The sequence below is a fragment of the Kribbella sp. NPDC048915 genome, from assembly GCF_040649595.1.
GTDB lineage: Bacteria > Actinomycetota > Actinomycetes > Propionibacteriales > Kribbellaceae > Kribbella.
In genome coordinates, this window is sequence record NZ_JBEZFT010000002.1 from 78,283 (window position 1) to 99,903 (window position 21,621).

16 protein-coding genes and 2 tRNA genes are annotated in these 21,621 nt (G+C 68.4%); 5 read left to right on the forward strand and 13 right to left on the reverse strand.

All coding sequences use genetic code 11. The features are described 5' to 3' along the window. Nucleotides 1–8: 8 nt before the first annotated feature. The 3 genes from AB0B82_RS01505 to AB0B82_RS01515 all read right to left on the reverse strand — a co-directional run bounded on the left by AB0B82_RS01505 (nt 9) and on the right by AB0B82_RS01515 (nt 2,546). Nucleotides 9–632: an ATP-dependent Clp protease proteolytic subunit gene (locus tag AB0B82_RS01505; protein WP_360161243.1), complete on the reverse strand. Its 624-nt coding sequence runs from the start codon at nt 630–632 to the stop codon at nt 9–11. A 372-nt stretch (nt 633–1,004) separates the two neighbouring features. Further along, nucleotides 1,005–2,402, reverse strand: coding sequence for a trigger factor (gene tig, locus AB0B82_RS01510; protein ID WP_360161245.1), 1,398 nt, complete (start codon nt 2,400–2,402; stop codon nt 1,005–1,007). Nucleotides 2,403–2,473: 71 nt separating this feature from the next. After that, nucleotides 2,474–2,546: transfer RNA gene (locus AB0B82_RS01515), tRNA-Pro, on the reverse strand. 107 nt (nt 2,547–2,653) lie between these two features. Here AB0B82_RS01515 and AB0B82_RS01520 point away from each other — a divergent pair. Next, nucleotides 2,654–2,727, forward strand: a tRNA-Gly gene (locus AB0B82_RS01520). A gap of 320 nt (nt 2,728–3,047) precedes the next feature. On the opposite strand, the gene AB0B82_RS01525 is transcribed toward AB0B82_RS01520, so the two are convergent. From AB0B82_RS01525 to AB0B82_RS01545, 5 genes are all read right to left on the reverse strand, one after another. After that, nucleotides 3,048–3,284: a hypothetical protein gene (locus tag AB0B82_RS01525; protein ID WP_360161247.1), complete on the reverse strand. Its 237-nt coding sequence runs from the start codon at nt 3,282–3,284 to the stop codon at nt 3,048–3,050. A gap of 556 nt (nt 3,285–3,840) precedes the next feature. Continuing rightward, the gene (locus AB0B82_RS01530) at nt 3,841–5,280 is read right to left on the reverse strand and encodes a nitric oxide synthase oxygenase (RefSeq protein ID WP_360161249.1); all 1,440 of its coding nucleotides are present in this window, start codon (nt 5,278–5,280) and stop codon (nt 3,841–3,843) included. 168 nt (nt 5,281–5,448) lie between these two features. Next, nucleotides 5,449–6,081: a DivIVA domain-containing protein gene (locus tag AB0B82_RS01535; protein ID WP_360161251.1), complete on the reverse strand. Its 633-nt coding sequence runs from the start codon at nt 6,079–6,081 to the stop codon at nt 5,449–5,451. Next, nucleotides 6,078–7,259, reverse strand: coding sequence for a globin domain-containing protein (locus AB0B82_RS01540; protein ID WP_360161253.1), 1,182 nt, complete (start codon nt 7,257–7,259; stop codon nt 6,078–6,080). Before AB0B82_RS01540 ends, AB0B82_RS01535 begins: the two co-directional genes overlap by 4 nt. A 274-nt stretch (nt 7,260–7,533) precedes the next feature. Then, the gene (locus AB0B82_RS01545) at nt 7,534–9,411 is read right to left on the reverse strand and encodes a hypothetical protein (protein ID WP_360161255.1); all 1,878 of its coding nucleotides are present in this window, start codon (nt 9,409–9,411) and stop codon (nt 7,534–7,536) included. 208 nt (nt 9,412–9,619) lie between these two features. Here AB0B82_RS01545 and AB0B82_RS01550 point away from each other — a divergent pair, with 208 nt between their 5' ends. From AB0B82_RS01550 to AB0B82_RS01560, 3 genes are all read left to right on the forward strand, one after another. Next, nucleotides 9,620–10,849, forward strand: a complete 1,230-nt coding sequence (locus AB0B82_RS01550) for an MFS transporter (protein ID WP_360161257.1) — start codon at nt 9,620–9,622, stop codon at nt 10,847–10,849. Between the two features lie 201 nt (nt 10,850–11,050). Beyond that, complete coding sequence (locus AB0B82_RS01555) at nt 11,051–12,841, forward strand: ABC transporter ATP-binding protein (protein ID WP_360161551.1); 1,791 nt, start codon at nt 11,051–11,053, stop codon at nt 12,839–12,841. Beyond that, complete coding sequence (locus AB0B82_RS01560) at nt 12,841–14,724, forward strand: ABC transporter ATP-binding protein (protein ID WP_360161259.1); 1,884 nt, start codon at nt 12,841–12,843, stop codon at nt 14,722–14,724. Before AB0B82_RS01555 ends, AB0B82_RS01560 begins: the two co-directional genes overlap by 1 nt. 1,545 nt (nt 14,725–16,269) lie before the next feature. Here AB0B82_RS01560 and AB0B82_RS01565 read toward each other — a convergent pair. Both AB0B82_RS01565 and AB0B82_RS01570 read right to left on the reverse strand, forming a co-directional pair. After that, nucleotides 16,270–17,196, reverse strand: coding sequence for an RNA polymerase sigma-70 factor (locus AB0B82_RS01565; RefSeq protein ID WP_360161261.1), 927 nt, complete (start codon nt 17,194–17,196; stop codon nt 16,270–16,272). Next, nucleotides 17,196–18,128, reverse strand: coding sequence for an NAD(P)-dependent oxidoreductase (locus AB0B82_RS01570; protein WP_360161263.1), 933 nt, complete (start codon nt 18,126–18,128; stop codon nt 17,196–17,198). The genes AB0B82_RS01565 and AB0B82_RS01570 overlap by 1 nt, the downstream gene beginning before the upstream one ends. Before the next feature lie 96 nt (nt 18,129–18,224). On the opposite strand from AB0B82_RS01570, the gene AB0B82_RS01575 reads away from it, so the two are divergent. Next, nucleotides 18,225–19,376: an AAA family ATPase gene (locus AB0B82_RS01575; protein WP_360161265.1), complete on the forward strand. Its 1,152-nt coding sequence runs from the start codon at nt 18,225–18,227 to the stop codon at nt 19,374–19,376. 20 nt (nt 19,377–19,396) lie between these two features. Here the strand turns inward: AB0B82_RS01575 and AB0B82_RS01580 are convergent, their stop codons facing one another. The 3 genes from AB0B82_RS01580 to AB0B82_RS01590 form a co-directional block, all read right to left on the reverse strand. Further along, entirely contained in the window at nt 19,397–20,281 is an 885-nt protein-coding gene (locus AB0B82_RS01580; protein ID WP_360161267.1) for a hypothetical protein, read from the reverse strand. Next, entirely contained in the window at nt 20,281–21,003 is a 723-nt protein-coding gene (locus AB0B82_RS01585; protein WP_360161269.1) for a CDP-alcohol phosphatidyltransferase family protein, read from the reverse strand. The genes AB0B82_RS01580 and AB0B82_RS01585 overlap by 1 nt, the downstream gene beginning before the upstream one ends. A 146-nt stretch (nt 21,004–21,149) precedes the next feature. Beyond that, nucleotides 21,150–21,590, reverse strand: a complete 441-nt coding sequence (locus AB0B82_RS01590; RefSeq protein ID WP_360161271.1) for a nitroreductase family deazaflavin-dependent oxidoreductase — start codon at nt 21,588–21,590, stop codon at nt 21,150–21,152. Nucleotides 21,591–21,621: the final 31 nt, after the last annotated feature.

Below are 21,621 nucleotides of genomic sequence, written 5' to 3' on the forward strand. Positions count from 1 at the left end.
GTGGGAGATCAGGAGTTCGGGCTGCCCGAGCTGAGCTGGGCGGCGCTGGCGACCACGTGGTCGATGAAGCCGTACTCCTTGGCCTGCTCGGCGGTGAACCAGCGGTCCCGGTCGGCGTCGTTCTCGACCTGCTCGAGCGGCTGACCGGTGTGCTCGGAGATCAGCCGGAACAGCTGCGCCTTGATGTGCAGCGACTGCTCGGCCTGGATCTTGATGTCGGAGGCCGTACCACCCATACCGCCGGAGGGCTGGTGCATCATGATCCGCGCGTGCGGGAGCGCGAAGCGCTTGTTCTTCGCACCGGCGCAGAGCAGGAACTGGCCCATCGAGGCCGCCAGGCCCATGCCGACGGTGGCGACGTCGTTGGAGATGTACTGCATGGTGTCGTAGATCGCCATGCCGGAGTCCACCGAGCCGCCCGGCGAGTTGATGTACAGCCAGATGTCCTTGTTGGGGTCCTCGGCGTTGAGGAGCAGCATCTGCGCGCAGATCGCGTTCGAGTTCTCGTCGCGAACCTCGGACCCCAGGAAGATGATCCGGTTCTGCAGCAGGCGCTGGTAGATGTGGTCGTCGAGTCCGCCGGATCCGTTGCCGCCCGCGGCGGTGGGGCTGGCTGCAAATGTCTCGTTCACGAACCCGACATTACTGGTCCGCGGCGACAGAGCTAAGGCTGGGCGGGAGGTGTTCGCTCACGGCGCACCGCCGGGCATCACCAGCCGCAGACGACCACGGTTCCGCGCTCGCAGGCCGCTGCGTCGTCAGGCACCTCGGGGTGGTCCGGGACGTCCGGTTCCCGCCGTACTTCCGGCTCCTGCAACAGTGCGGTCACTCCGCGTCCCTCCCGCCGTACCGTTCGGAAAACGCTTCACCAGTCACGCTAGGCGACTTTTCTTACGGTCGCGTCGCGATCAGGGTTCGAAAATGCCTACGGCCCGGATCCCGCCTGGGAGTCCGGGCCGTACGGCGGGCGCGTGCTCAGGTCACGTGCTCACGCGCTGACGTGCTCAGGCCTTGGCCGGCTCCGGCTCCTCGGCGGGCGCCTCCGCGGCGGCCTCCGGGTCGGTCTCCGGGTCGGCGTAGGTGCCGTCGGGCTGCAGGGTCTTCAGCTCGACCGTGTTGCCGGACGCGTCGGTGATCTTGGCGTGCTCGACCAAGTACGCCAGCGCCTTGCCGCGAACGACCTCCGAGACCAGGCTCGGGACCAGGTTGTTCTCCACGGCGTGCTGGGCGAACTGGTCCGGGCTGACACCGGAACGCTGCGCGTGCCGGACGATGTGCTCGGTGAGCTCCTGGTCGTTGACGCTGAGCTCCTGCTGCTCGGCGACCAGGTCGAGCACGAACTGGGCCTTGATCGCGTCCTCGGAACGCTTCTTCAGGTCCTCGTCGAACTCTTCCTGGGTCTGCTCCTCACCCTCGAGGAACTGCTCCATGGTCATCCCGGAGTAACCGAGCTGCTGCTCCAGGTTCTCCTTGCGGGCGGCCAGCTCGTCGGCCAGCAGACCCTCGGGAACCGGCACGTCTACCAGCGTCAGGATCTTCTCCAGCACGGCGTCCCGCGCCTCGCCGGCCTGCTCGAGCCGCTTACCGCGCTCAAGCCGCGTCCGCACGTCGGCCTTCAGCTCCTCGGCGGTGTCGAACTCGGACGCGGTCTGCGCGAACTCGTCGTCGAACTCCGGCAGCTCCTGCTCCTTGACCGCGGTCACGGTCACCTCGACGTCGACGTCCTCACCCTTGAGAGAGCCGCCGACCAGCTGGGTGACGAACGTCTTCTTCTCGCCCGCGCTCAGGCCGATGACGGCCTCGTCCAGTCCGTCCAGCAGCTGGTTGGTGCCGACCTGGTACGACAGGCCGGTCGCCTGCGCCTCCTCGACCTTCTCGCCGTCCTTGCTGGCCGACAGGTCGATGGTGATGTAGTCATTGTCCGCGACCGGACGGTCGACCGGGTTCAGCGAGCCGAACCGCTGACGCAGCGCCTCGATCTGCTCGGTGACCTCGTCCTCGGACACCGCAATGTCCTCGACCTCGGCCTCCAGGCCCTCCAGGTCTGGCAGCGTGATCTCCGGGCGGACCTCGACCTCGGCGGAGAACTGCAGGCTCTCCTTGTCGTTGAACTCGGTCACGTCGACCTCGGGCCGGCCGATCGCCTTGACCTTGTTGTCGCTGACCGCCTGCGAGTACAGCTTCGGAAGCGCGTCGTTGATCGCCTCCTCGAGCACCGGCCCGCGACCGACCCGCTGGTCGATCACCTGCGGCGGCACCTTGCCCTTGCGGAACCCTGGCACGACGATCTGCTGGGCAATGCTCTGGTACGCCGCGTCGAGGCTCGGCTTGAGCTCCTCGAACGGCACCTCGACGATGAGCTTGACCTTCGTCGGGCTCAAGGACTCGACGGTGCTCTTCACGGTGGCGGTTCTCCTTGATTCGATGACTTCGGTGCGGCAGCCCGCACCGCAGCGGCACTGCACGGGGTTTGTCGGGGCGACAGGACTCGAACCTGCGGTCTCCTGCTCCCAAAGCAGGCGCGCTAGCCACTACGCTACGCCCCGCAGTGACCGCACGAGTCTACCCGCCCCGAACCAGTGCTCTCGCCACCGGGGGCCACGAAACTCGTTTTGAGTCCACCCCGGTCCATGTGGAATCATGTCCGAGCACCGCGGGTGTAGCTCAATGGTAGAGCCCCAGTCTTCCAAACTGGCTACGCGAGTTCGATTCTCGTCACCCGCTCCACCGTGGAGGGCCCAGGTACCCGAACCTGGGCCCTCCATCTGCGTGGGCCACTCCGTCTGCGTGGGGCCACCCCTGGCCGCATGGGTCACGGGGCGACGCGGGCGGCGCTGGTCGACCAGCACAGCACCGGCGAGCGGGCCGAGGAAGGCAAGTCGTTGTAGCCGGCGAGTGCGCCAGGTTTCCGGCGACGGCCGTCTCGCGTGGACGACTTTGTGCACCGGATCCGTACTTTTCGGCCGCGAAAGTACGGATCTGGTGCACAAAGTGCTCCGATGGCGGGCGGGCCTGCGGGGAGTCGCGTCGTACGGTGGCGAGATGTCCTAGGCCGTGGGAGCTTCGCCGGCCAAGGCGATGCTGATGGTGTCGTCCGGGGAGAGCGTCGCCAGGTTCAGCGGCTGACCACCGCTCCGTGCCACGAGGGCCGCAACCGCCTCCTCGAAGCCCTCGAGTCCATCGGTGATCGACAGGAAGTCGCCGCTGACATGGTCGACCTCGACAGTGACAACGCGCTCGCCGTTCGGCGGCAGCAACATTGCGAACAACCCGTCAGCACTCATTCGGCGACGGGGTGACCATCACGGATGGGGTGCCTGGGAGCAGGTGCCGGAGGGTACGTCGCTCGACGGGCGAGTCAGCGGGGAAGCACAACGAGCGCATCCGCAGCGGTGAACCCGAAGGACTGCGGACCCGCCGGCTGAGCAGACCGTACGACGCTGAGACGCGCGGATCCGGCTGCGCGGCCGACCGCCCCATCGCTCGCCGAGTCGTGGAAATTGGCGGTCCGGAACGACCAAAAACTCACGACTCGGCGAACAGGGCAAGAGCCAATCGCCACGACTCGGCGTCAGAGTGTCGCGGCCAGGCCCGTCGGTAGCTCGTGCTCATCACCTCGCCAGCACCACCAGGTCCACATCACCTCGTCCCATCACCCCGTCCCATCACCCCGTCCCATCACCCCGTCCCGTCACCACCACGTCCTCATCGCGCTGTCCCCATCGCCCCGCCCCCAGCACCACCACGCCCTCATCGCGCTGTCCTCATCGCGCTGTCCTCATCAACCCGTCCACACCGCCCGGGCCACCGGTCCACACCGCCCGGGCCGGCCGGGTTCGGTCAGCGGAAGGCGGGTGGGACGGCGTGGAGGGAGCGGGTGGTGGCTTCGGGGTCGGTGAAGAAGTTGGGGGTGCGGGATTCGGTGTTGTAGTAGCGGTGGAAGACCGGCGTCTGCGACCCCGACAACGGCGGAACGATCCAGCTCCAGTCGGCGGGGCAGGTGCGGCCGGCGCGTTCTTCCTTCTGTAAATGGATCAGGAAACGCCGCGACTCGGTGTGGTGGTCGGTGACGGTGACGCCGGCGCGCTCGAAGGAGTGCAGTACGGCGCGATTGAGCTCGATCAGCGCCTGGTCGCGCCACAGCGTGGCCTCGTGGGACGTGTCGAGGCCCATCCGCTCGGCGACCACGGGCACCAGGTCGTACCGCTCGACGTCGCCGAAGTTCCGCGCACCGATCTCAGCCCCCATGTACCACCCGTTGAACGGCGCGGCCGGGTACGAGACCCCGCCGATCTCGAGCCGGTTGTTGCTGATCACGGGTACGGCGTGCCACCGCAGCCCGAGCCCCGCGAACCACCGGAACTCCGGATGCTCCAACGCGACCTCGTGCACCGCATCGGCGGGCAACTGGAACATCCGTACGCCGTCGTCGACGGTCTCCACGACCAACGGGAGGATGTCGAACGCACCCGGCCGATCCGGTGGCCGCCAGCCGCGCTGCATGAGCTTCGTCGTGAAGTCGCGGTACCGCGGGTCGCCCAACGGCCGTCCGCTCGGCTGCTCGTATCCGGCGTACCGGATCAGTTGCTCGTTCCAGATCCGGGGCGCCGGCCGTGATGGGGTTTCCGGCGGGAAGATCGAGATGGTCGGGCGGATCTTGCCGCCGTTGTACGCCGAGCGCAGGTGCTCGAAGCACTCGAGCGCGACGCTGCGTCCGTCGTGCACCGTCCGCAGGTCACGCACCTGCAGGCTGCGCCAGTACAAACGACCGATGCAGCGCTTGTTGTTGCGCCACGCGACTCTGGCACCGAACGTCAACTCCTCGGGCGTGTGCCAATAGGTGCCTGTGGCATCGATCTCCGCCAGCACCGCGTCGAGGCGAGGTTCGAGTGGTCCCTTCCGCGGATTCTCAGCGTAGTAGAGCTCCAGGAACTCACGAGCCGCGGCCCGCACGGCGTCGGCGTCGTTGGGCGTCGGCTCCGGCTGCAAAGCGGCAGCCACCACGGCTCCCGTCACCGGACACTTCTCCACGCTCGATGCCTGAACGACGTCCGGTACGCCGACCTGCGCCGACTCAGTGCGGAGAGTAGTAACGTGCCGGACGTAGATCCCCAACGCCAGCAGCAGAATCGCCACGCCGAGCGCGAGCCCGATGGTGGACCGCGCGTCCTCGCCGAGGCCGAGCGCCACCACCGCAGTCGCCGTCGCAGCAAGCCCCAACGCCACCACCGGCCGCGCCGCCAGGCGCACCCGCGAACCGCGCACCGAAGCGCGAGGCACCGATGAGCGCCGTTCCGACGAACGCCGCTCAGACGAACGCCGGACCAACAGCCGCGGGACAGACATCCGGCGGACCGGAGCTCGGCGGACCGCCGAAGCTGATCGATGAGCCCGGAGGCCCAGCCTGTCGTCCTCTGCGGGAGCGGATCTCAGAGGCATCCCCACGGGTCAGTCCGCTGACGGAGATGCGGACCCGCCGCTCGCGCTCCGCAGCCGGACCTGCCAGTCGCTCAAGTCGTCGAACCAGGCGTCCTTCTGCCGCGCCGCGGCCTCGCCGTGCACCGACGTGTTCCCGATCCGGTCGATCTCGGTGGCGAACGTGTCCACGAGCGACTGCATCTGCGCCTGCGCCGACTGCGCGTACGAGCGGACCTGCTGGCCCGCCGAGTCCATCGCCTCCTCGACGATGCGGCGTTCGTGGGCGCGGGCCTGACCGATGCGCTCGCGGGCGTCCTTGCTGACGTCCTGGACCATTTGCTCGGCCACCAACTGCGCCTGGCTGAACAGCTCGACGATCTGCTCGTTCACCCGGTCGCCGGCCTGCTCGTACTCGTCGACCTGGGCCTGGACGCGCTGGAGCTCGGTTCGCGTCCGCTGCAGCTCGATCTGCAGGCGCTGATTCTCGGCGCGGCTGTCGTTCAGCTCCCGCGCGTGGGCGTGCACCTGCTCGGCGACGCCGTCGAGGTACTCGTACACCTGGCCGGGGTCCAGACCGCGCCAGCGGCGCTCGAACGTCTCGCTGCGGATCGCGTCGGGGGTGTGGTAGTGCGGAGAGCCGTGGCGGTGCTTTCCGTTCGTCACTTGATGTCTCCTGACCTGGTCAACGCCGGCCCCGGAGCAATGGTGTGCTCGTCGACGGCCGCGTAGTAGAAGTGCTCGTACTTGATCTGCTCGGCGTCCATCCCGGCGGCGGCCAGGCGCTCCAGCGTGTGCGCGACCATCTGCGGGCCGCCGCACACCATCGCCGTCCGCCCGTACAGGTCCTGCCGCGCCGCGACGGTGCCGGCCTTGCCGCGGGTCCCGGGGTACGACGCGTCGTCCGACACGACTTCGGTGTAGTCGAACCACGGACGGGTCTGCGCCAGTTCACGCAGTCGCGGGCGCTCGTACAGGTGCCAGGGCATCCGGACGCCGTGCAGCAGCTGGACGCGTGGAGCGGTGTGCGTCCGCTGCCACTCGTTGTCGATCTGTTCGAGGACCGCGAGCAGCGGGGCGAGCCCGGTACCGCCGGCGACCATCAGCAGATCGCGGACGTCGTCGTCGCGCCGCGTCAGCCGCTCGCCGACCGGGGCACCCAGCTTGAGCGTGTCGCCTTTCTTCAGTTGCCGCACCACGGTCGGACTGACCTGGCCGCCGTCGATCTGCTGAACGTGCAGGTCGATGGTGCCGTCCTGACGCGGCGCGTTCGCGGGACTGAAGTACCGCCACAGTCGTGGCCGCTGCGGTACCTCGACCGAGATCGACTGACCGGGGCGATAGAAGTACGCGCGCCGCGGCCGAACCGTCAGCAGCGTGAGGTCCATCGTCCGGCGCTCGACCGACAGGACGTCGGCGTCCCACCAGTCCGGGCTGGTCTCCGACGAGGTCTCCGCGGCCTCGACCATCAGCCGCGCGATCACCTGGTACGCCGCGGTCCAGTGCATCGCGAGGTCCTCGTCCCACTCGGAGCCGAGGAAGTGTTTCAGCGTCGCGCAGAGCGAGGCGCCGACCGCGTTGTAGTGCTCCGCGACGACGGCGTACTTGCGGTGGTCGCGGCCGAGGTGCTGGACGAAGGCCGCGTCCTTCTCGATCTGGTCGGCATGACTGACGATCCGGCCGAGCGCACTGACGAACTTGTCGCGCTGACTCGACATCGAGAGCGGGAACATCGCCCGCACTTCCGGAGAGGAGACGAACAGGTGGGAGTAGAAGTACAGCGGTACCTGTTCGCCGTGGCGCGTCACCCTGTCCCAGCTGTCCTGGAGGGCTTGTGCATCCATCGGGCTGCGCTATCCGGCTCGAGTGGGCAGCTCCTCGAACGGTGCGGGCGGCCCGTCTGCGGGCGCGATGGACGGCCTGACGTCGGCGGTTCGCGCCGACGGATACTGCAGTGACAAGGGTGCCCTCCCAGTCCAGTCCCCGAGTCGTTGGTACATCCTGCGGTCGTTCTCCCGCGAAGACCTACCCCCGCCCCGAAGCCACCAAACCGCGAAACGGACTGGAACGTGCCGAAATTTCTCCGGCCCGCCTGCCGAAGGGTGGAAGAGGCGCAAATCACAAGCGCAGAAAGGCGATTCCGTCGATCGCGGCCGGCGCCGTCGACGTCGACACGATCTTCAACGCACCGGTCCGGAACGGTGTCACCGGAAGGTACGTAACCACCCGGCTGGTCGTGGTGGCTGCCAACGAGACAGTACCCACCTTGATGCCGGCGTGGTAGATGTCGACGCGTCCTTGTCCAGGTCCGTGGATCGCAACGAGCGCGATGCGCAGCCCCGCCTCAGTCGCCTTGGTCAGATAAGCACCGTTGGCTTTCAGGATCGTCGTCGTGCCCTGGAAGGCCAATGTGCTCGTGGAGCGGGTGACCGTACCGGCGGACGTCAGCGCGCGATCGTCCTCCGGCGCCACCGAGCAGATCGGGCTCGACCACGCGGACAGGTTGCCGAGGTAGTCGCGGGCGCGGACCATGAAGCACTCGTCCCAGCCGAGTCGCGGTGCCCACGTGATCGACGTGATTCGCGTGTTCTGCCAGATCTCCGGGTAGATCCACTTCCCGAACGCGACCCCCGGTGCGGCAACTTTGTAGACCACGTCGTACGACGCGATGTCGGTGTCGTCCTTGTACGTCCAGCGCACCGTCGCGGAGCCACTCAGCTGGACACGGTCACCGATGCGCCACGTAACGAGCGACGGCGCCGTACCGTCCACCTCACTGCAGTACGACGCACTCCACGCGCTCACGTTGCCGGCGTAGTCGCGCGCACGGACCTGCCAGCACGTATCGGTGCCGGCCGGAGCGGTCAGACTCGCACCGTTCGACTTGAGTCCCTGCCACGCGGCCGGGACGACCCAGGCGCCGTACGGCGACGTGCGGTTGGGGCGCTGCTGGTAGCGCAGGTCGTACGTGTCGACGCCGCTCGCCGGCGAGTTCGGGTCCTGCGGGTCGTTGTACGCCCACTCGAACGACAGACTCGTGTTGTCCCGGATGCGCTCCCCCGCCGAGGCATGCGTCAGTACTGGCGCGACGGTGTCAGGGCGCTCGCGCGGATCGGGTGTCAGCCAGCTCAGCGTGATGACACGCGGCCTGCTCGACGTGTCGGCGTACACGATCTTGGCCAGACCGGAGCCGTCCGTGCGGAAGCTGGGGGTAGTAGTGCGGATCGGTCCGTACCGGCGCTGCCCCAGAGCCGGATCGTTGAGGTCGGTGACCAGGAGGTCCGCGCCGGAGGCCTGCACGGTGAACCCGTTGCCGAGCTGAGCGTCGGCGGCCACGGTGAGGTTGCGCGGTGGCTGCGGCCCGTCGACGTCCACGACCTGGTTGCAGCCACTCAGCAGGGCCCAGCGGCCGTTGACGTCGTGAGGGCCGACAGTGCAGGCACTGGCGACCAGCACGGTCTTCAGGCCACCGGTGGTGAGGTTCTTCCCGTCCAGGTGCCCAGGCTCGGTCACCTTCCAGACGGTGTCACCGGACATCGCGAAAGGCGGTGCGAAGTCGGCCAGCTTGGTCTTGGTCGCGACGTCGTACACCTCAGCGGTCGCCGCACCGGCAGCCCGGTGGGACACGAGCTTTCCGCCCTTACCCAATACCACCTCGTCGGCTGCGGGGAAGGTGAGTCCGCCGACCTTCGCCGTACCGGCGTCGAACGTCAGCAGCGACGAGCCTTCGAGCTGCAGCGGTTTGCCGTCGTTCGAGCCTCCGGTGGCTGTCCACGTCGTCCCGTTGTCGCTCGTCTCGTACACCGGGTTCGACACCACCACGCGAGCACCGGAGACACCGACGTCGGTCGCGGTCCGCCCCGGGACCAGTGCGCCCTCCCCCACGTGCTGCGGCGGATCGGCGGCGGTCGCCTGCGCCGCGGTCAACGGCAGCAGGACGGCAGCGCACACTGCAGCCGCCCTCATCCGGAAGCCGGCCACCCGACAGCTAGTCATCCGAAAGCTAGTCATCCGAAAGTTGGGCACCCGAAAGCTCGACACAAGACCCCCCAGTCCGTTCACATCGTCGGGCGCACCCTAGTCAGGAACTGACCGGTAACGGAAGCGAGCCGAGCACCGGGCCGGATTTCGCGCGCAGTGAACCGCTCTGCTGCCGGCGAACAGCCGTAGTCGAGCGACTCTGTTGCGTGACAGGTTCGCGGACATGGCGTGGATCGTGAGCGGTGAGTTCCGCAAGCTGTGGATCGGGCAACTGGTCTCGGCTTCGGGCAGTGCTGTCACGACAGTGGCGCTGCCGCTCGTCGCCGTGGTCAGCCTGCAGGCGTCGCCTGCTGAGATGGGTGCGCTGGCGGCGTTGGCGATCGCACCGCATCTGGTGTTCGGGCTGCTGGCCGGCATCTGGGTCGACAGGTGGTCGAAGCGGCGGCTCCTGATCTGGACCGACCTCGGACGAGTGCTCCTGCTCGGTTCGGTACCCGCCGGCGCTGCAGTGGGCTTGCTGCGCATCGAGCAGTTGTACGCGGTCGCCGTACTGACCGGAGTCCTCACTCTGCTCTCGGACACCGCGTCGCAGACGATGATCCCGGCGTTGGTGCCCCGCGCCGACCTGATGCGCGCCAACAGCGCCGCACTGCTCAACTACAACCTGGCGTCCACCGTCGGCCCGTCCGCCGCGGGCTTCCTCGTACAGCTCATCACCGCGCCGTTCGCGATCCTCGTGGACGCGGTGTCGTACGTCGTGTCCGCCGTCGCGGCGTACCTCATCCGCGAGCCGGCGAGAGCACCCGCACCGGACCGGTCCCAGGTGCGGCTGTCCGCTGGTCTGCGCGTGCTGTTCGGCCACAGGATGCTCCGGCCGTTGGTCGTCTCGGCTGCCGTGGCCGCCATGGCCGGTGCGATGCAGGCGCCACTGCTGGTCCTGTTCCTGGTGCGGGAGTTGCACAAGTCGCCGGCGTTCGTCGGCCTCACACTGACCACATCCGGAGTGGCGGCGGTGGCGGGCAGCTTTGTCGCCACCGCCTGGTGCCGGCGCGTCGGCCTCGGCAGGTCCTACCTCAGCGGCGCGTTCCTCGCGTCCCTCAGTGGGGCCGCACTGTTCACCGGGCTGACGCCGCTCATCCTCCTCGGACAGGCGTTCGCCGGGCTGGGCCTGTCACTGTTCGCGGTCCCGCAGCGGACCCTGCGCCAGGCGCTGGCACCGCCGAACCTGCTCGGCCAGGTGACGGCGTCTTGGCGCACCCTGGTGATCGGCGGCCAGACCGTCGGCGCCGGTCTGTCCGGGGTGCTGGCCGGGGCGATCCAGGTCCGTCCGACGCTGCTGCTCGCTACCGGAGGCATGCTGGCCGGCGCGCTGATTGCCGCCTGCTCCGCGCTCCGCGGGCTCCGGGAAGTGCCCGAAGAGGCATCGGGACGGCGATCGATGGCCCAGCACTGATCACGAAACGCGATAGATCTGGAAGCGTTGCCGCCTGGCGCCCCGACGGCCTATTGCGATTCATCGCCCGGGAATGGAATTCGCGGGACAAGCGCTTATCTACTGGGCGATACTGGAAAGTGCGCCGTTTTCCGGTCGCCGAATCCTTGCCTGCCGCCGAATCACCCTTGCCTGAAGTAGATGGGAAGTGCGCCCGTCCAGATGCCCTCCGAGCACGCCGTCAACGCGCCGTCGATCGCTGCCCCTACCACCCGTGCCCCAGAACGTAGCCGTAATCTCTGGCGGCTGCGTCCCTATTTGAAGCCCCACCGCTGGCGTCTCTCGGTGATGTTCACCACCGCGATGCTCGGCGTCGCCGTCAGCCTCGCGATCCCGCTGGTGACCAAGTCGATCATCGACGGCCCGGTCAACCGCCGGGAACTGAGCCTGCTGGTCCCGCTGGCGCTGCTGGCCCTCGGACTGAGCATCGCCGAGGTGCTGCTGGTCTGGGCGCGCCGCTGGGCGCAGTCGCGGACCGTCAGCGACCTCGAGGCCACGCTGCGCCACGACCTCTACGTCCGGCTGCAGTCGCTGCCGATGGAGTTCCACACCCGCTGGCAGAGCGGTCAGCTGCTCTCCCGCGTCACCACCGACCTGTCCACCATTCGCCGGTTCATGGGCTTCGGCCTGCTGTTCCTGGTGATGAACATCCTCCAGCTGGTCGTCGTCACGATCCTGCTGCTGAACCTCTACTGGCCGCTCGGTCTGGTCGTGCTGGTCGCCGCCGTACCGATCGTGCTGGTGTCGCTGAAGTTCGAGAAGAAGTACCTGCGGATCTCCCGCAAGGTGCAGGACCAGCAGGGCGACCTGGCCACCCGGATCGAGGAGTCCGCGCTCGGCTTCCGGGTGATCAAGGCGTTCGGTCGCCGGCCGCACGTCCAGGCCCAGTTCGACGAGGAAGCCACCACGCTGTACCGCACCGAGGTCGAGAAGGTCCGGCTGGCGTCCCGGTTCTGGAGTTTCCTCGGCGTGATCCCGAACCTGACCCTGGTGATCGTGCTGCTGCTCGGCGCGCTCGCCGTCGGCCGGGAGACGATCACGCTCGGCACGCTGGTCGCGTTCATCACCCTGATGCTGTCGCTGGTCTGGCCGGTCACGTCACTCGGCGCCATCTTGGCGATGGCGCAGGAGGCGATGACCGCGGCGGACCGGATCAGCGAGATCCTGGACACCCACTCGGTGATCAAGTCCGGCACGCACGAGCTGACCGCACCCCGCGGCCACCTGCGCTTCGAGCACGTCGGTTTCCAGTTCTCCGACGACTCCACCGAGGTGCTGCACGACATCAACCTGGATCTGCCGCCGGGCACGACACTCGCGCTGGTCGGCGCCACCGGATCCGGCAAGACCACCCTGACCGCGCTGGTCCCCCGGCTGTACGACGTCACGTCCGGGCGGATCACCATCGACGGGCACGACATCCGCGACCTGACCCTGGTGTCGCTGCGCAAGGCCGTCGCGTCCGCGTTCGACGACCCCACGCTGTTCTCGATGAGCGTCCGGGAGAACCTGACGCTCGGCCGCCCGGACGCCACCGACGCGGACGTCCAGCAAGCGCTGGAGATCGCCCAGGCGCAGTTCGCGAACGACCTGCCCTGGGGCCTGGACACCCGGGTCGGTGAGCAGGGCATGTCGCTGTCGGGCGGTCAGCGCCAGCGGCTCGCCCTGGCACGGGCAGTGCTCGCGAAACCCGCCGTACTGGTGCTGGACGACACCCTGTCCGCACTCGACGTACACACCGAGGCACTGGTCGAGGAAGCACTGCGGAACGTGCTGTCCGAGACCACCGGCATCGTGGTCGCGCACCGCGCGTCGACAGTGATGCTGGCCGACCAGGTCGCCCTGCTGCAGGACGGCACGGTCACCCACGTAGGAACCCACCAGGAACTGCTGGCCAGAGTCCCGGCGTACCGGCACCTGCTGGCAGCGGAGGAAGAGGAGGTGCACGCCTGATGACGACAACCCAGCAGACACCTCCCACCTCGGATCCTGACAAGCGCAAGGACGACCAGCAGCCGGAGGAACAGAGCTGGCGCGGGCTGTTCGAGGAGGACCCCGACCGGGAGGTCTCCCGCGCGACCAGCATCCGGCTGAAGGAGGACTCGCGGAAGCTGCTCGGTGAGCTGCTCCGTCCCTACCAGAAGCTGATCTGGCTGCTCGTCGTGATCGTGATCGTCGAGAACGGTGCCCGGCTCGCCGTGCCGTACCTGGTTCACCTGGGGATCGACAACGGCATCCCGCCGATCCTGGCGGGCGAGGGCTCCCAAGAGCTGATCACGATCGTCCTGCTGGTTCTGGCGAGCGCCCTGCTCCAGGCCTTCGCCCGGCAGCTGTTCCTGATGCGGTCCGGGCGGCTCGGGCAGACCATCCTGCTCGGCCTGCGGCGCCGCGTGTTCGACCACTTCCAGCGGCTCAGTCCGGCCTTCCACGACAAGTTCACCTCCGGCCGGGTGATCTCGCGGCTGACCTCCGACGTCCAGGTCATCGACGAGATGCTGGCGAACGGCTTCGACGGTCTGGTCACCGCCCTGCTGACACTGATCGGTACGGCGATCCTGCTGCTGACGCTGGACCTGAAGCTGGGGCTGCTCGCGCTGCTGTCGTTCCCGGCGCTGGTGCTGCTCACGGCGTGGTTCCGGAAGCGGTCCGCGGTCGTCTACCGGCAGACCCGGGAAGCGGTCGTGCTGGTCATCGTGCACTTCGTCGAGTCGATGACCGGGATCCGCGCGGTGCAGGCGTTCCGCCGCGAGCCGCGCAACGAGGAGATCTTCCACGGCGTCAACGACCGCTACCGCCGGGCCAACCTGGAGTCGTTCCGGCTGAACGCGATCTTCATGCCGTCGATCAAGGGCGTCGGCAACATCACGATCGTCGCGATCCTGGCGTACGGCGGTTACCAGGCCTACCACGGCCATGTCACCGTGGGCGTGCTGACCGCGTTCCTGCTGTACCTGCGGCAGTTCTTCGAGCCGCTGCAGGACATCTCGCAGTTCTACAACACGTTCCTGTCCGCCTCGGCGGCGCTGGAGAAGCTCTCCGGCGTCCTCAACGAGAAGCCCGACGTGCCCGAGCCGATCCAGCCTGCCACGCCGCGTCCGGCGCGGGGACACCTCGAGCTGCGGAACGTGCGCTTCGAGTACGTCGACGGCGTACCGGTGCTGCCCGGTCTGCAACTGGACGTGCCGGCCGGTCAGACCGTGGCCCTGGTCGGTACGACGGGAGCGGGCAAGACCACGATCGCCAAACTCGTGTCCCGCTTCTACGACCCGACGGGCGGGCACGTGCTGCTCGACGGTGTCGACCTGCGGGACCTGTCCGAGGACGATCTGCGCGAGCGGGTCGTGATGGTGACGCAGGAGAACTTCCTGTTCACCGGGTCCGTCGCTGACAACATCCGGTTCGGCAAGCCGGACGCCACGATGGAGGAGGTCGTCGAGGCCGCGAAGGTGATCGGCGCCCACGACTTCATCACGGCGTTGCCGAACGGGTACGACACCCCGGTCGAGAAGCGCGGTTCCCGGTTGTCCGCGGGTCAGCGGCAGCTGGTCGCGTTCGCGCGGGCCTTCCTGGCGGACCCCGCCGTACTGATCCTGGACGAGGCCACGTCCAGCCTGGACATCCCCAGCGAACGGCTGATCCAGCGGGCGCTGCGGACCATCCTCGCGGACCGGACCGCGATCGTGATCGCCCACCGGTTGTCCACCGTCGAGACCGCCGACCGGGTGCTGGTGCTGGAGTACGGCCAGATCATCGAAGACGGGTCACCGGACGACCTGATCGCGACCGACGGGCACTACGCCGGTCTGCACCAGGCCTGGGAAGACTCCCTCGCCTGACCCGGACCCCAACGGGGCGCAGGCTTCTCCCTGCGCCCCCGTTGGGATCCGCATCTGCGGAGGGTCATCCGTCGCCGCCCCGCCGAAGCCGGAGGACGCCGGCGGACGCCGGCGGACGGCGGCGGACGGCGGCGGACGGCGGGCGGCAAAATCCTCCAGTGTCGCGCGCTTGACGGGATAACCGGCTTTGTGACCGATCCGTGGGTGGGTCCGGGCGCCCGAGCCGGCGCCCTCGCTGGACGACCGCGCGCGTCCCCGCACGGTGGGTTTACCCACGGTGTTGTGGGTTCCTGACCCGTGTGAAGGGTACGGAACCCACAACGCCGCGGGTAAACCCACCGCACGACGAAAACCCGGAAACCCCTACGATCACACCGCACCATCGCGGCACCACGCCACACCCCGCCACCAAGGCTCAGCGCCACGCCAGGGACGGCACCACGCCACGAACGGCACCACAGCAGGGCACCACAGCACGGACGGCGCCACGCCAGGGAGGGCACCACAGCACGGCACCACGCCACGGAGGGCACCACAGCACGGCACCACACCGCACCATGCCCACTCCAACCCGCGCCACTCAGCCCGGTTCACCGCGGGCATGTAACGCCGCCGCCCGCACCGCGTGCCGAATACCGGATGCCGAATGCCGAATGCCGCCGAGAAGGCCGCCGCCGACCAGACCACCGCGGCTGATCCACAGCACCGCCACGAGTGGATAACCCCGAGAATTGGGGGTTGGTCATGCGTGGGGTGGTCAGAGTCGCATCTGTGGAGGGTTTTACCCCGTATGCCGGGAATCCTCCACTGTCGTGGCGAAAACTCTCCTAGATGATTGATGCACGGCCTGGTCTGGATTCGGTGGTCGTGGTGATGGAGCCGGGGATGACTCGGGCGTGTGGCGTGGGTGGTGTGTGGCGTGTGTCAGGTCGACAGGACGTGTCCCGTGACAGGGGCCACAGCTGAGCGTGAACCAGACACCGAACACACCCGCCCCGCACCACACTAACTGTCGAGCGTGCACACCTTCGGGCCGCGCATCAATCATCTAGGAGCGCTTTTCCGGGGTCCGGGCTCTCGGGGCGTCGAACAGGAAACGGGGGCTGCGCACCGGATATTGCTTGTTCAAGGTCCCGAGCGGTTGTTGAAGGTCCCAAGCGGGTGTGCACGGTCCCCAGGCGGGGTGCACGGTCCGTAGTTGTGCGAGGTCCCGAGCGGGTGTGCACCGTCCGGCGGTTGTGCGATCTCGCGGGCGGTTGTGCGAGGTCCTGTGCGGGTGTGCAGGGTCCCAAGGCGGGGTGCACGGTCCCGGATGGGTGTGCACGGTCCCCGGTCGGGGTGCAACGGGCCTCGGCTCCGGAGACGCGCGCGGTCGTACAACGCGGGGGACTCGGTCACTCCGACCCACCACGGATCAGTCACAAGGGCCGGATAACCCCTCGAGTTGGGGGTTCTCTGCTGGTACACGAGCAGAGAACCCCCAACATGCGCGGATATCCCCCGCGTGGGAACCACCCGGCCAAACCCGCGTTGCCGTGGAGCCGTCTATCCGTTTCGGCGGGCGTCGAACGTGTCCCGGACGACGGCGTACGCGTCTGCGACCGGGCCGAGGTGCTGGAGCTTGTCCGGGTTCACCACACCGCGGATCGCCTGGATCTTGCCGTCGGCGATGTCGAGCGTCCAGGTGTTCACCACGCGGCCCTCGCTGTCGCGGAAGATCGCACCGGGCTGGCCGTTCACTGGTCGCGGCTCCACGACACCGCCGATCTTCGTGAACGGCTCGGCGAGCGCCACGAGCAGGCCTGCGACGTTGCGGGCACCGTTCACGACGCCTCGGCCCCACTGCGGCGCCTTGCCGCCGGCGTCGCCGACCAGCTGGACGTCCGCGGCCAGGAACTCCAGCAGGTGCTCGATCTTGCCTTCGCTGAACGCTGCGAAGAACCGGACGGCCAGCTCCTGCTGCTCGCGCTGGTCGGCCTCGAAACGAGGCCGACCAGCGGCCATGTGCCGGCGCGCCCGGGCCACGAGCTGACGGCAAGCCGGTTCCGTACGTCCCAGTGCGGACGCCACCTCGGCGAAGCCGAACCCGAACACCTCCCGGAGCACGAACGCGGCCCGCTCCAGCGGCGACAAACGCTCCAGCAGGAGCAGCGCGGCCATCGATACCGAGTCGGCCAGCTCGGCTGCTCGCTCCGGGTCCTCGTAGGTGTCGGAGAGCAGCGGTTCGGGCAGCCACGGCCCGACGTACGCTTCCCGCCGACGCCGGGCGGACCGCAGTACGTCGACCGCGATCCGCGTGACCACCGCGGTCAGGAAGGCCTTGGTGGAGGCGGGTTCGGTCGTGGAGGCGGCGTACCGCAGCCAGGTGTCCTGGACGGCGTCCTCCGCTTCGCTGACGCTGCCGAGGAGGCGGTAGGCGATCGAGAACAGCAGCGGTCGCAGTTCCTCGAACTCCTCGGCACGGGCGCGCATCACGCCAGCTCTGCCTTGAAGCCCTGACGCCACGACGGGTACTTCAGCTCCCAGCCCAGCTCCCGCTTGGCCTTCGCGTTGGAGAAGCCGCGCCCCTCGGTCATCATCACCACAGCTTGCTCTCCCGCCAGCAGACGGGCCAGCCAGACCGGCACACGCATCGGCGGCTTCGCCCCGGCGCACTGCGCCAGGTACGGCAGCCACTCCTTGGCCGGTGCCGGCTCGTCGTCGACGATGTTGAAGACACCTGTGGCCTTCTGCTCGACCGCCAGCACCGTGGCGCTCGCGGCGTCGTCAAGGTGCACCCAGGAACTGTAACCAGTGCCTTTCCCCACCAGCGGGTACTGGCGTTTGCGCAGCAGGTCGACCTGGTCGTCGATGGCACCCGGGCCGTAGAACGCGCCGTACCGCATCACCGCGCCGCCGATCTGGACCACGAGCTCCTCGATCCGCTGCAGCGCTTTGAGGCCGGGGTACGCGGCAGTGCCCTCGAGCAGGTCGACCGGGTCCTTCTCGGTCTTCACCCAGCCGCCTTCGCGGGCGCCGTTCCAGCTCGCGTACCCCTGCGCGACGAAGTGCGGTACGCCGACCGCCTGGGCGGCCGCCAGCAGGTGGTCGGTGCCCTCGGTGCGGAGCCGGTTCGTCTTGGCGAACCAGCGGTCCGGGTGCTTGATGTCCGGCTTGCCCGCGTGCGTCATCGAAATCGCGGTCATCTGGTGCACGATCACGTCCGGCCTGGCCAGCGCGACCGCCTCACCGACGGCCGCGGCGTCCAGCCCGTCCATCACCACGCCCTCGGCTCCGGCCGCCTTGATCTGGTCCACCTTCGCCGGGCTGGTCGTGGTCGCGGTCACCTCGTGCCCACGCGCCACCAGCTGCGGTACCAGCCGCCGCCCCACCACCCCACTGCCACCAGCCACGAACACTCGCATCGTTGTCACCCTTCTCAGTCGCTTCTGACTCCGAGACGAGACAGCACCGCGAGCTGTGACATCGGGTTGTCGGCGGCGGCGGATAACTTGGGTCACATGCTGACCACGCTGGCGGTGGAGAACTACCGGTCGCTGCGGCGGATCGTCATGCCGCTGCGCGGTCTCAACGTGGTGACCGGAGCGAACGGCACGGGCAAATCGAGTCTGTACCGCGCGCTCCGTCTGCTGGCCGATGCCTCACGCAACGGCGCGATCGCGGCGCTCGCCCGTGAGGGTGGGTTGCAGTCGACGCTGTGGGCCGGGCCGGAGCATGTGCGGAAGGGCCGACCGGTGCAGGGCACGGTGCGGACCGGGCCGGTGACGCTGCGGATGGGGTTCGCCGGTGACGACTACGGCTACCTGATGGACCTCGGGCTGCCGATCGCACAGGGCTCACAGTTCGACCTGGATCCCGAGATCAAGCGGGAGGCCCTGTGGGCGGGCCCGTTCCTCCGGCCGGCCGCGCTGCTGGTCGAGCGGAGCAACCGTGAGGTGCGGATCCGTTCTGCGAGCGGTGAGTGGCAGCGCGGCGGGTACCAGCTGCAGACGTTCGACAGCATGCTGAGCGAGTTCGCCGACCCGGAGCGCGCGCCTGAGCTCCTGCTGGTGCGTGAGCGGCTGCGTGGCTGGCGCTTCTACGACCACTTCCGTACGGACGCCACAGCGCCTGCCCGGCGTGTACAGGTCGGCACGCGTACCGCCGTACTCGCTGCGGACGGGTCGGACGTGGCTGCTGCGCTGCAGACGATCCGCGAGCTGGGGCCGCGAGGAGCGCTGGACGAGGCGATCGAGCTGGCGTTCCCCGGTAGCCGCGTGGAGATCGTCAACACCGCGGGGCGCTTCGAGATCGCTTTTCATCAGCATGGGCTGCTCCGGCCACTGTCCGGGAGCGAGCTGTCCGACGGCACCCTCAGGTACCTGCTGTGGGTGGCAGCGCTGCTCACGCCGCGACCGCCCGAGCTGCTCGTCCTCAACGAGCCCGAGACCAGCCTGCATCCCGATCTGCTGCCCGCCTTGGCCAACCTGGTGGTGACGGCGGCGAAGGAGACGCAGGTGATCGTCGTCAGTCACTCCCGCCCGTTCATCGCCGCGCTCGAATCCCTCTCCCCCGACCTGCAGACGCTGGAGCTGGTGAAGGAGCAGGGCGCGACCGTGATCAGCGGCCAGGGCCTGCTCGACGAGCCGCCCTGGAAGTGGCCGAGCCGCTAGTGTCCTGAGCACTCAAGACACTAGGTGCCGGCTGGGTCGCTCGGTGCTTGCTGGTCGGCCGCGACGTCCGGTGGTTTGACGCTTTCGAAGCGGACCAGGACCAGCGAGCCGGCCGCCGAGAGCAGAAACCCGATGATCGCGGCCGGCCACCACCCGTCGCGCACCGCGTCGCCCAGCACGAAGACGCCCACAGCGGCCGGTGTGATGGTCTGCAACGCGATCATCGGCGTCGTCGCCAACGTCACCGAACCGCGCTGCAGCGCCAGCGAGTACAGGATGAACGCGAGCCCGCCGCTGATCGGCAACGTGTACGCCGTCGGACTGCGGAGCAACTCGCCGATCGACCCGTCCTCGAGCAGGCGGGCCGAGATCGCGACCCCGGCGTACCCGAGACCGGCCAGCAGACCGAGCAACGCCGTGGACACGCCGTGCTGCGACCGGCTCGCGATCGCACCCAGTACGGCGATGACCACGAGCCCGACGATGATGCCGATGGTCAGCCCGTTGTGGCGCGCGCTGTCGCCGGCGTGACCGGCCGCGACCGCGAGCAGACCGAGCCCGACGCAGACCGCGATCACCGCGGACCACTCGAGCGCGCTCAGCCGGTCCGACATCAGCCGCGTCGCGAGCAGCGCCGTCACCACCAGACTGGCCGCGATGCCCGCCTGCGCCAGGTACAGCGGGAGCAGCCGGAGCGCCACGAAGTGCAGGCCGAAACCTGCCAGGTTCAGTACGAGCGCCGCCAGGAACGCGGGCTGCTTCAGCAGCGCGGCGACGAACCGCGCGAGCCGGCGCGGATCCAGCTCCGACTCGGTCGGCACCTTCCGCGACCCGACGGCCTGCAGGATCGCCGCGACCCCGAACAGCACTGCGGCACCCAGTGCCGCGCTCAGCCCGAGAAGCACTAGGACATGGCCCTACGACGCCAGGTCAGGTAGAGACTCAGCACCGCGTAGTACACCAGGTACGCCAGCGAGATCCCGACCACGACCGCGTTCGGGTCGGGCATCTGCGCGAGCAGTACGGCGTACGACGCGAGCCAGATCGCGGTGGTCAACAGGTTCAGCGAACGGAACGCCTTGGTGCGCGACGGGTACACGTACTTCACCGGGACGAACACGAGCACCGAGCAGACGACCAGGATCACGCCGGTGGTGGCCGGGCTGAGCCCGAGGATCACCACATAGAACGCGACCACGTTCCAGTAGCTCGGGAAGCCGAGAAAGAAGTGGTCCTCGGTCTTCGCGTCGGTGCGGCAGAACTGGTAGCTGGACGCGAGCAGCGGCAGCGCGCCGAGCGCCGCACCCCAGGTGCCGGACGGGAGATAGCCGCCGGTCCAGAGCAGCACGATCGGCGCGAACGCGTACGTCAGGTAGTCGACGATGTTGTCGAGCATCGCCCCGTCGAACCACGGGATGGTTTCCTTCACCCGCAACCGGCGGGCGAGCATCCCGTCGGTCCCGTCGATCACCAGGGCAGCCAGCCCGAGCCAGAGCGCCCGGACGGCATCGCCGTCGATGGCGGCGATCACGATCAGCAGCGCGAGCACCGTTCCGCTCGCGGTATAGGCATGCAAGGCGAGGCCGGCCAACCGCAACCGCGTCGAGCCGACGAACGGTTCCCGCACCGCGTCGTGTGTGGTCAGGACAACTCCCAGAACTCCGTCGACGCATCGCGCCGGGCCGGATCCCGGTGAATCCGGCCGTCGCCAGCGTCTCACAAGCCTGGGCCCGCTCCGGTCACCGACCGTCGACCGGAGCGAGATCTTTGCAGCTACTTGACCGGTTCGAGCAGGAAGACCGGGATCTTCCGGGAGGTCTTCGTCTGGTACTCGGCGTACGGCGGGTACGCGTCGACGGACCGCTGCCACCACTCGTCGTACTCCGCACCCTCGACCTCACGGGCGATGTACTCCGCGGTGGTCGTGCCGTCCTGCAGGGTGACCTTCGGGTCGGCCTTCAGGTTGTAGTACCAGACCGGGTTCTTGGGGGCGCCGCCCAGAGAGGCGACCGCGGCGTACACGCCGTCCTTCTCGACGCGCATCACCGGCACCTTCCGGATCTTGCCGGACTTCGCGCCGCGCATCGTCATGATCACGACCTTGCGGCCGAGGATGTCGACGGCGTCGGTGGTGCCGGCCGCTTCGACCTTCTCCACCTGGTTGCGGACCCAGTCGGTGGGGCTCGGGGCGTACTCGTCGTTGCTGGTTGTCATGTCACCGATGATAATGGTGACGCATCATCAT

What these genes read in the sequence shown, in the direction of transcription:
- AB0B82_RS01525 (WP_360161247.1), bottom strand. Translation starts at nt 3,284, where the DNA reads ATGAGTGCTGACGGGTTGTTCGCAATGTTGCTGCCGCCGAACGGCGAG.
- AB0B82_RS01540 (WP_360161253.1), bottom strand. Translation starts at nt 7,259, where the DNA reads ATGGATGCACAAGCCCTCCAGGACAGCTGGGACAGGGTGACGCGCCAC.
- AB0B82_RS01545 (WP_360161255.1), bottom strand. Translation starts at nt 9,411, where the DNA reads ATGACTAGCTGTCGGGTGGCCGGCTTCCGGATGAGGGCGGCTGCAGTG.
- AB0B82_RS01550 (WP_360161257.1), top strand. Translation starts at nt 9,620, where the DNA reads ATGGCGTGGATCGTGAGCGGTGAGTTCCGCAAGCTGTGGATCGGGCAA.
- AB0B82_RS01555 (WP_360161551.1), top strand. Translation starts at nt 11,051, where the DNA reads ATGCCCTCCGAGCACGCCGTCAACGCGCCGTCGATCGCTGCCCCTACC.
- AB0B82_RS01560 (WP_360161259.1), top strand. Translation starts at nt 12,841, where the DNA reads ATGACGACAACCCAGCAGACACCTCCCACCTCGGATCCTGACAAGCGC.
- AB0B82_RS01565 (WP_360161261.1), bottom strand. Translation starts at nt 17,196, where the DNA reads ATGCGCGCCCGTGCCGAGGAGTTCGAGGAACTGCGACCGCTGCTGTTC.
- AB0B82_RS01570 (WP_360161263.1), bottom strand. Translation starts at nt 18,128, where the DNA reads ATGCGAGTGTTCGTGGCTGGTGGCAGTGGGGTGGTGGGGCGGCGGCTG.
- AB0B82_RS01575 (WP_360161265.1), top strand. Translation starts at nt 18,225, where the DNA reads ATGCTGACCACGCTGGCGGTGGAGAACTACCGGTCGCTGCGGCGGATC.
- AB0B82_RS01590 (WP_360161271.1), bottom strand. Translation starts at nt 21,590, where the DNA reads ATGACAACCAGCAACGACGAGTACGCCCCGAGCCCCACCGACTGGGTC.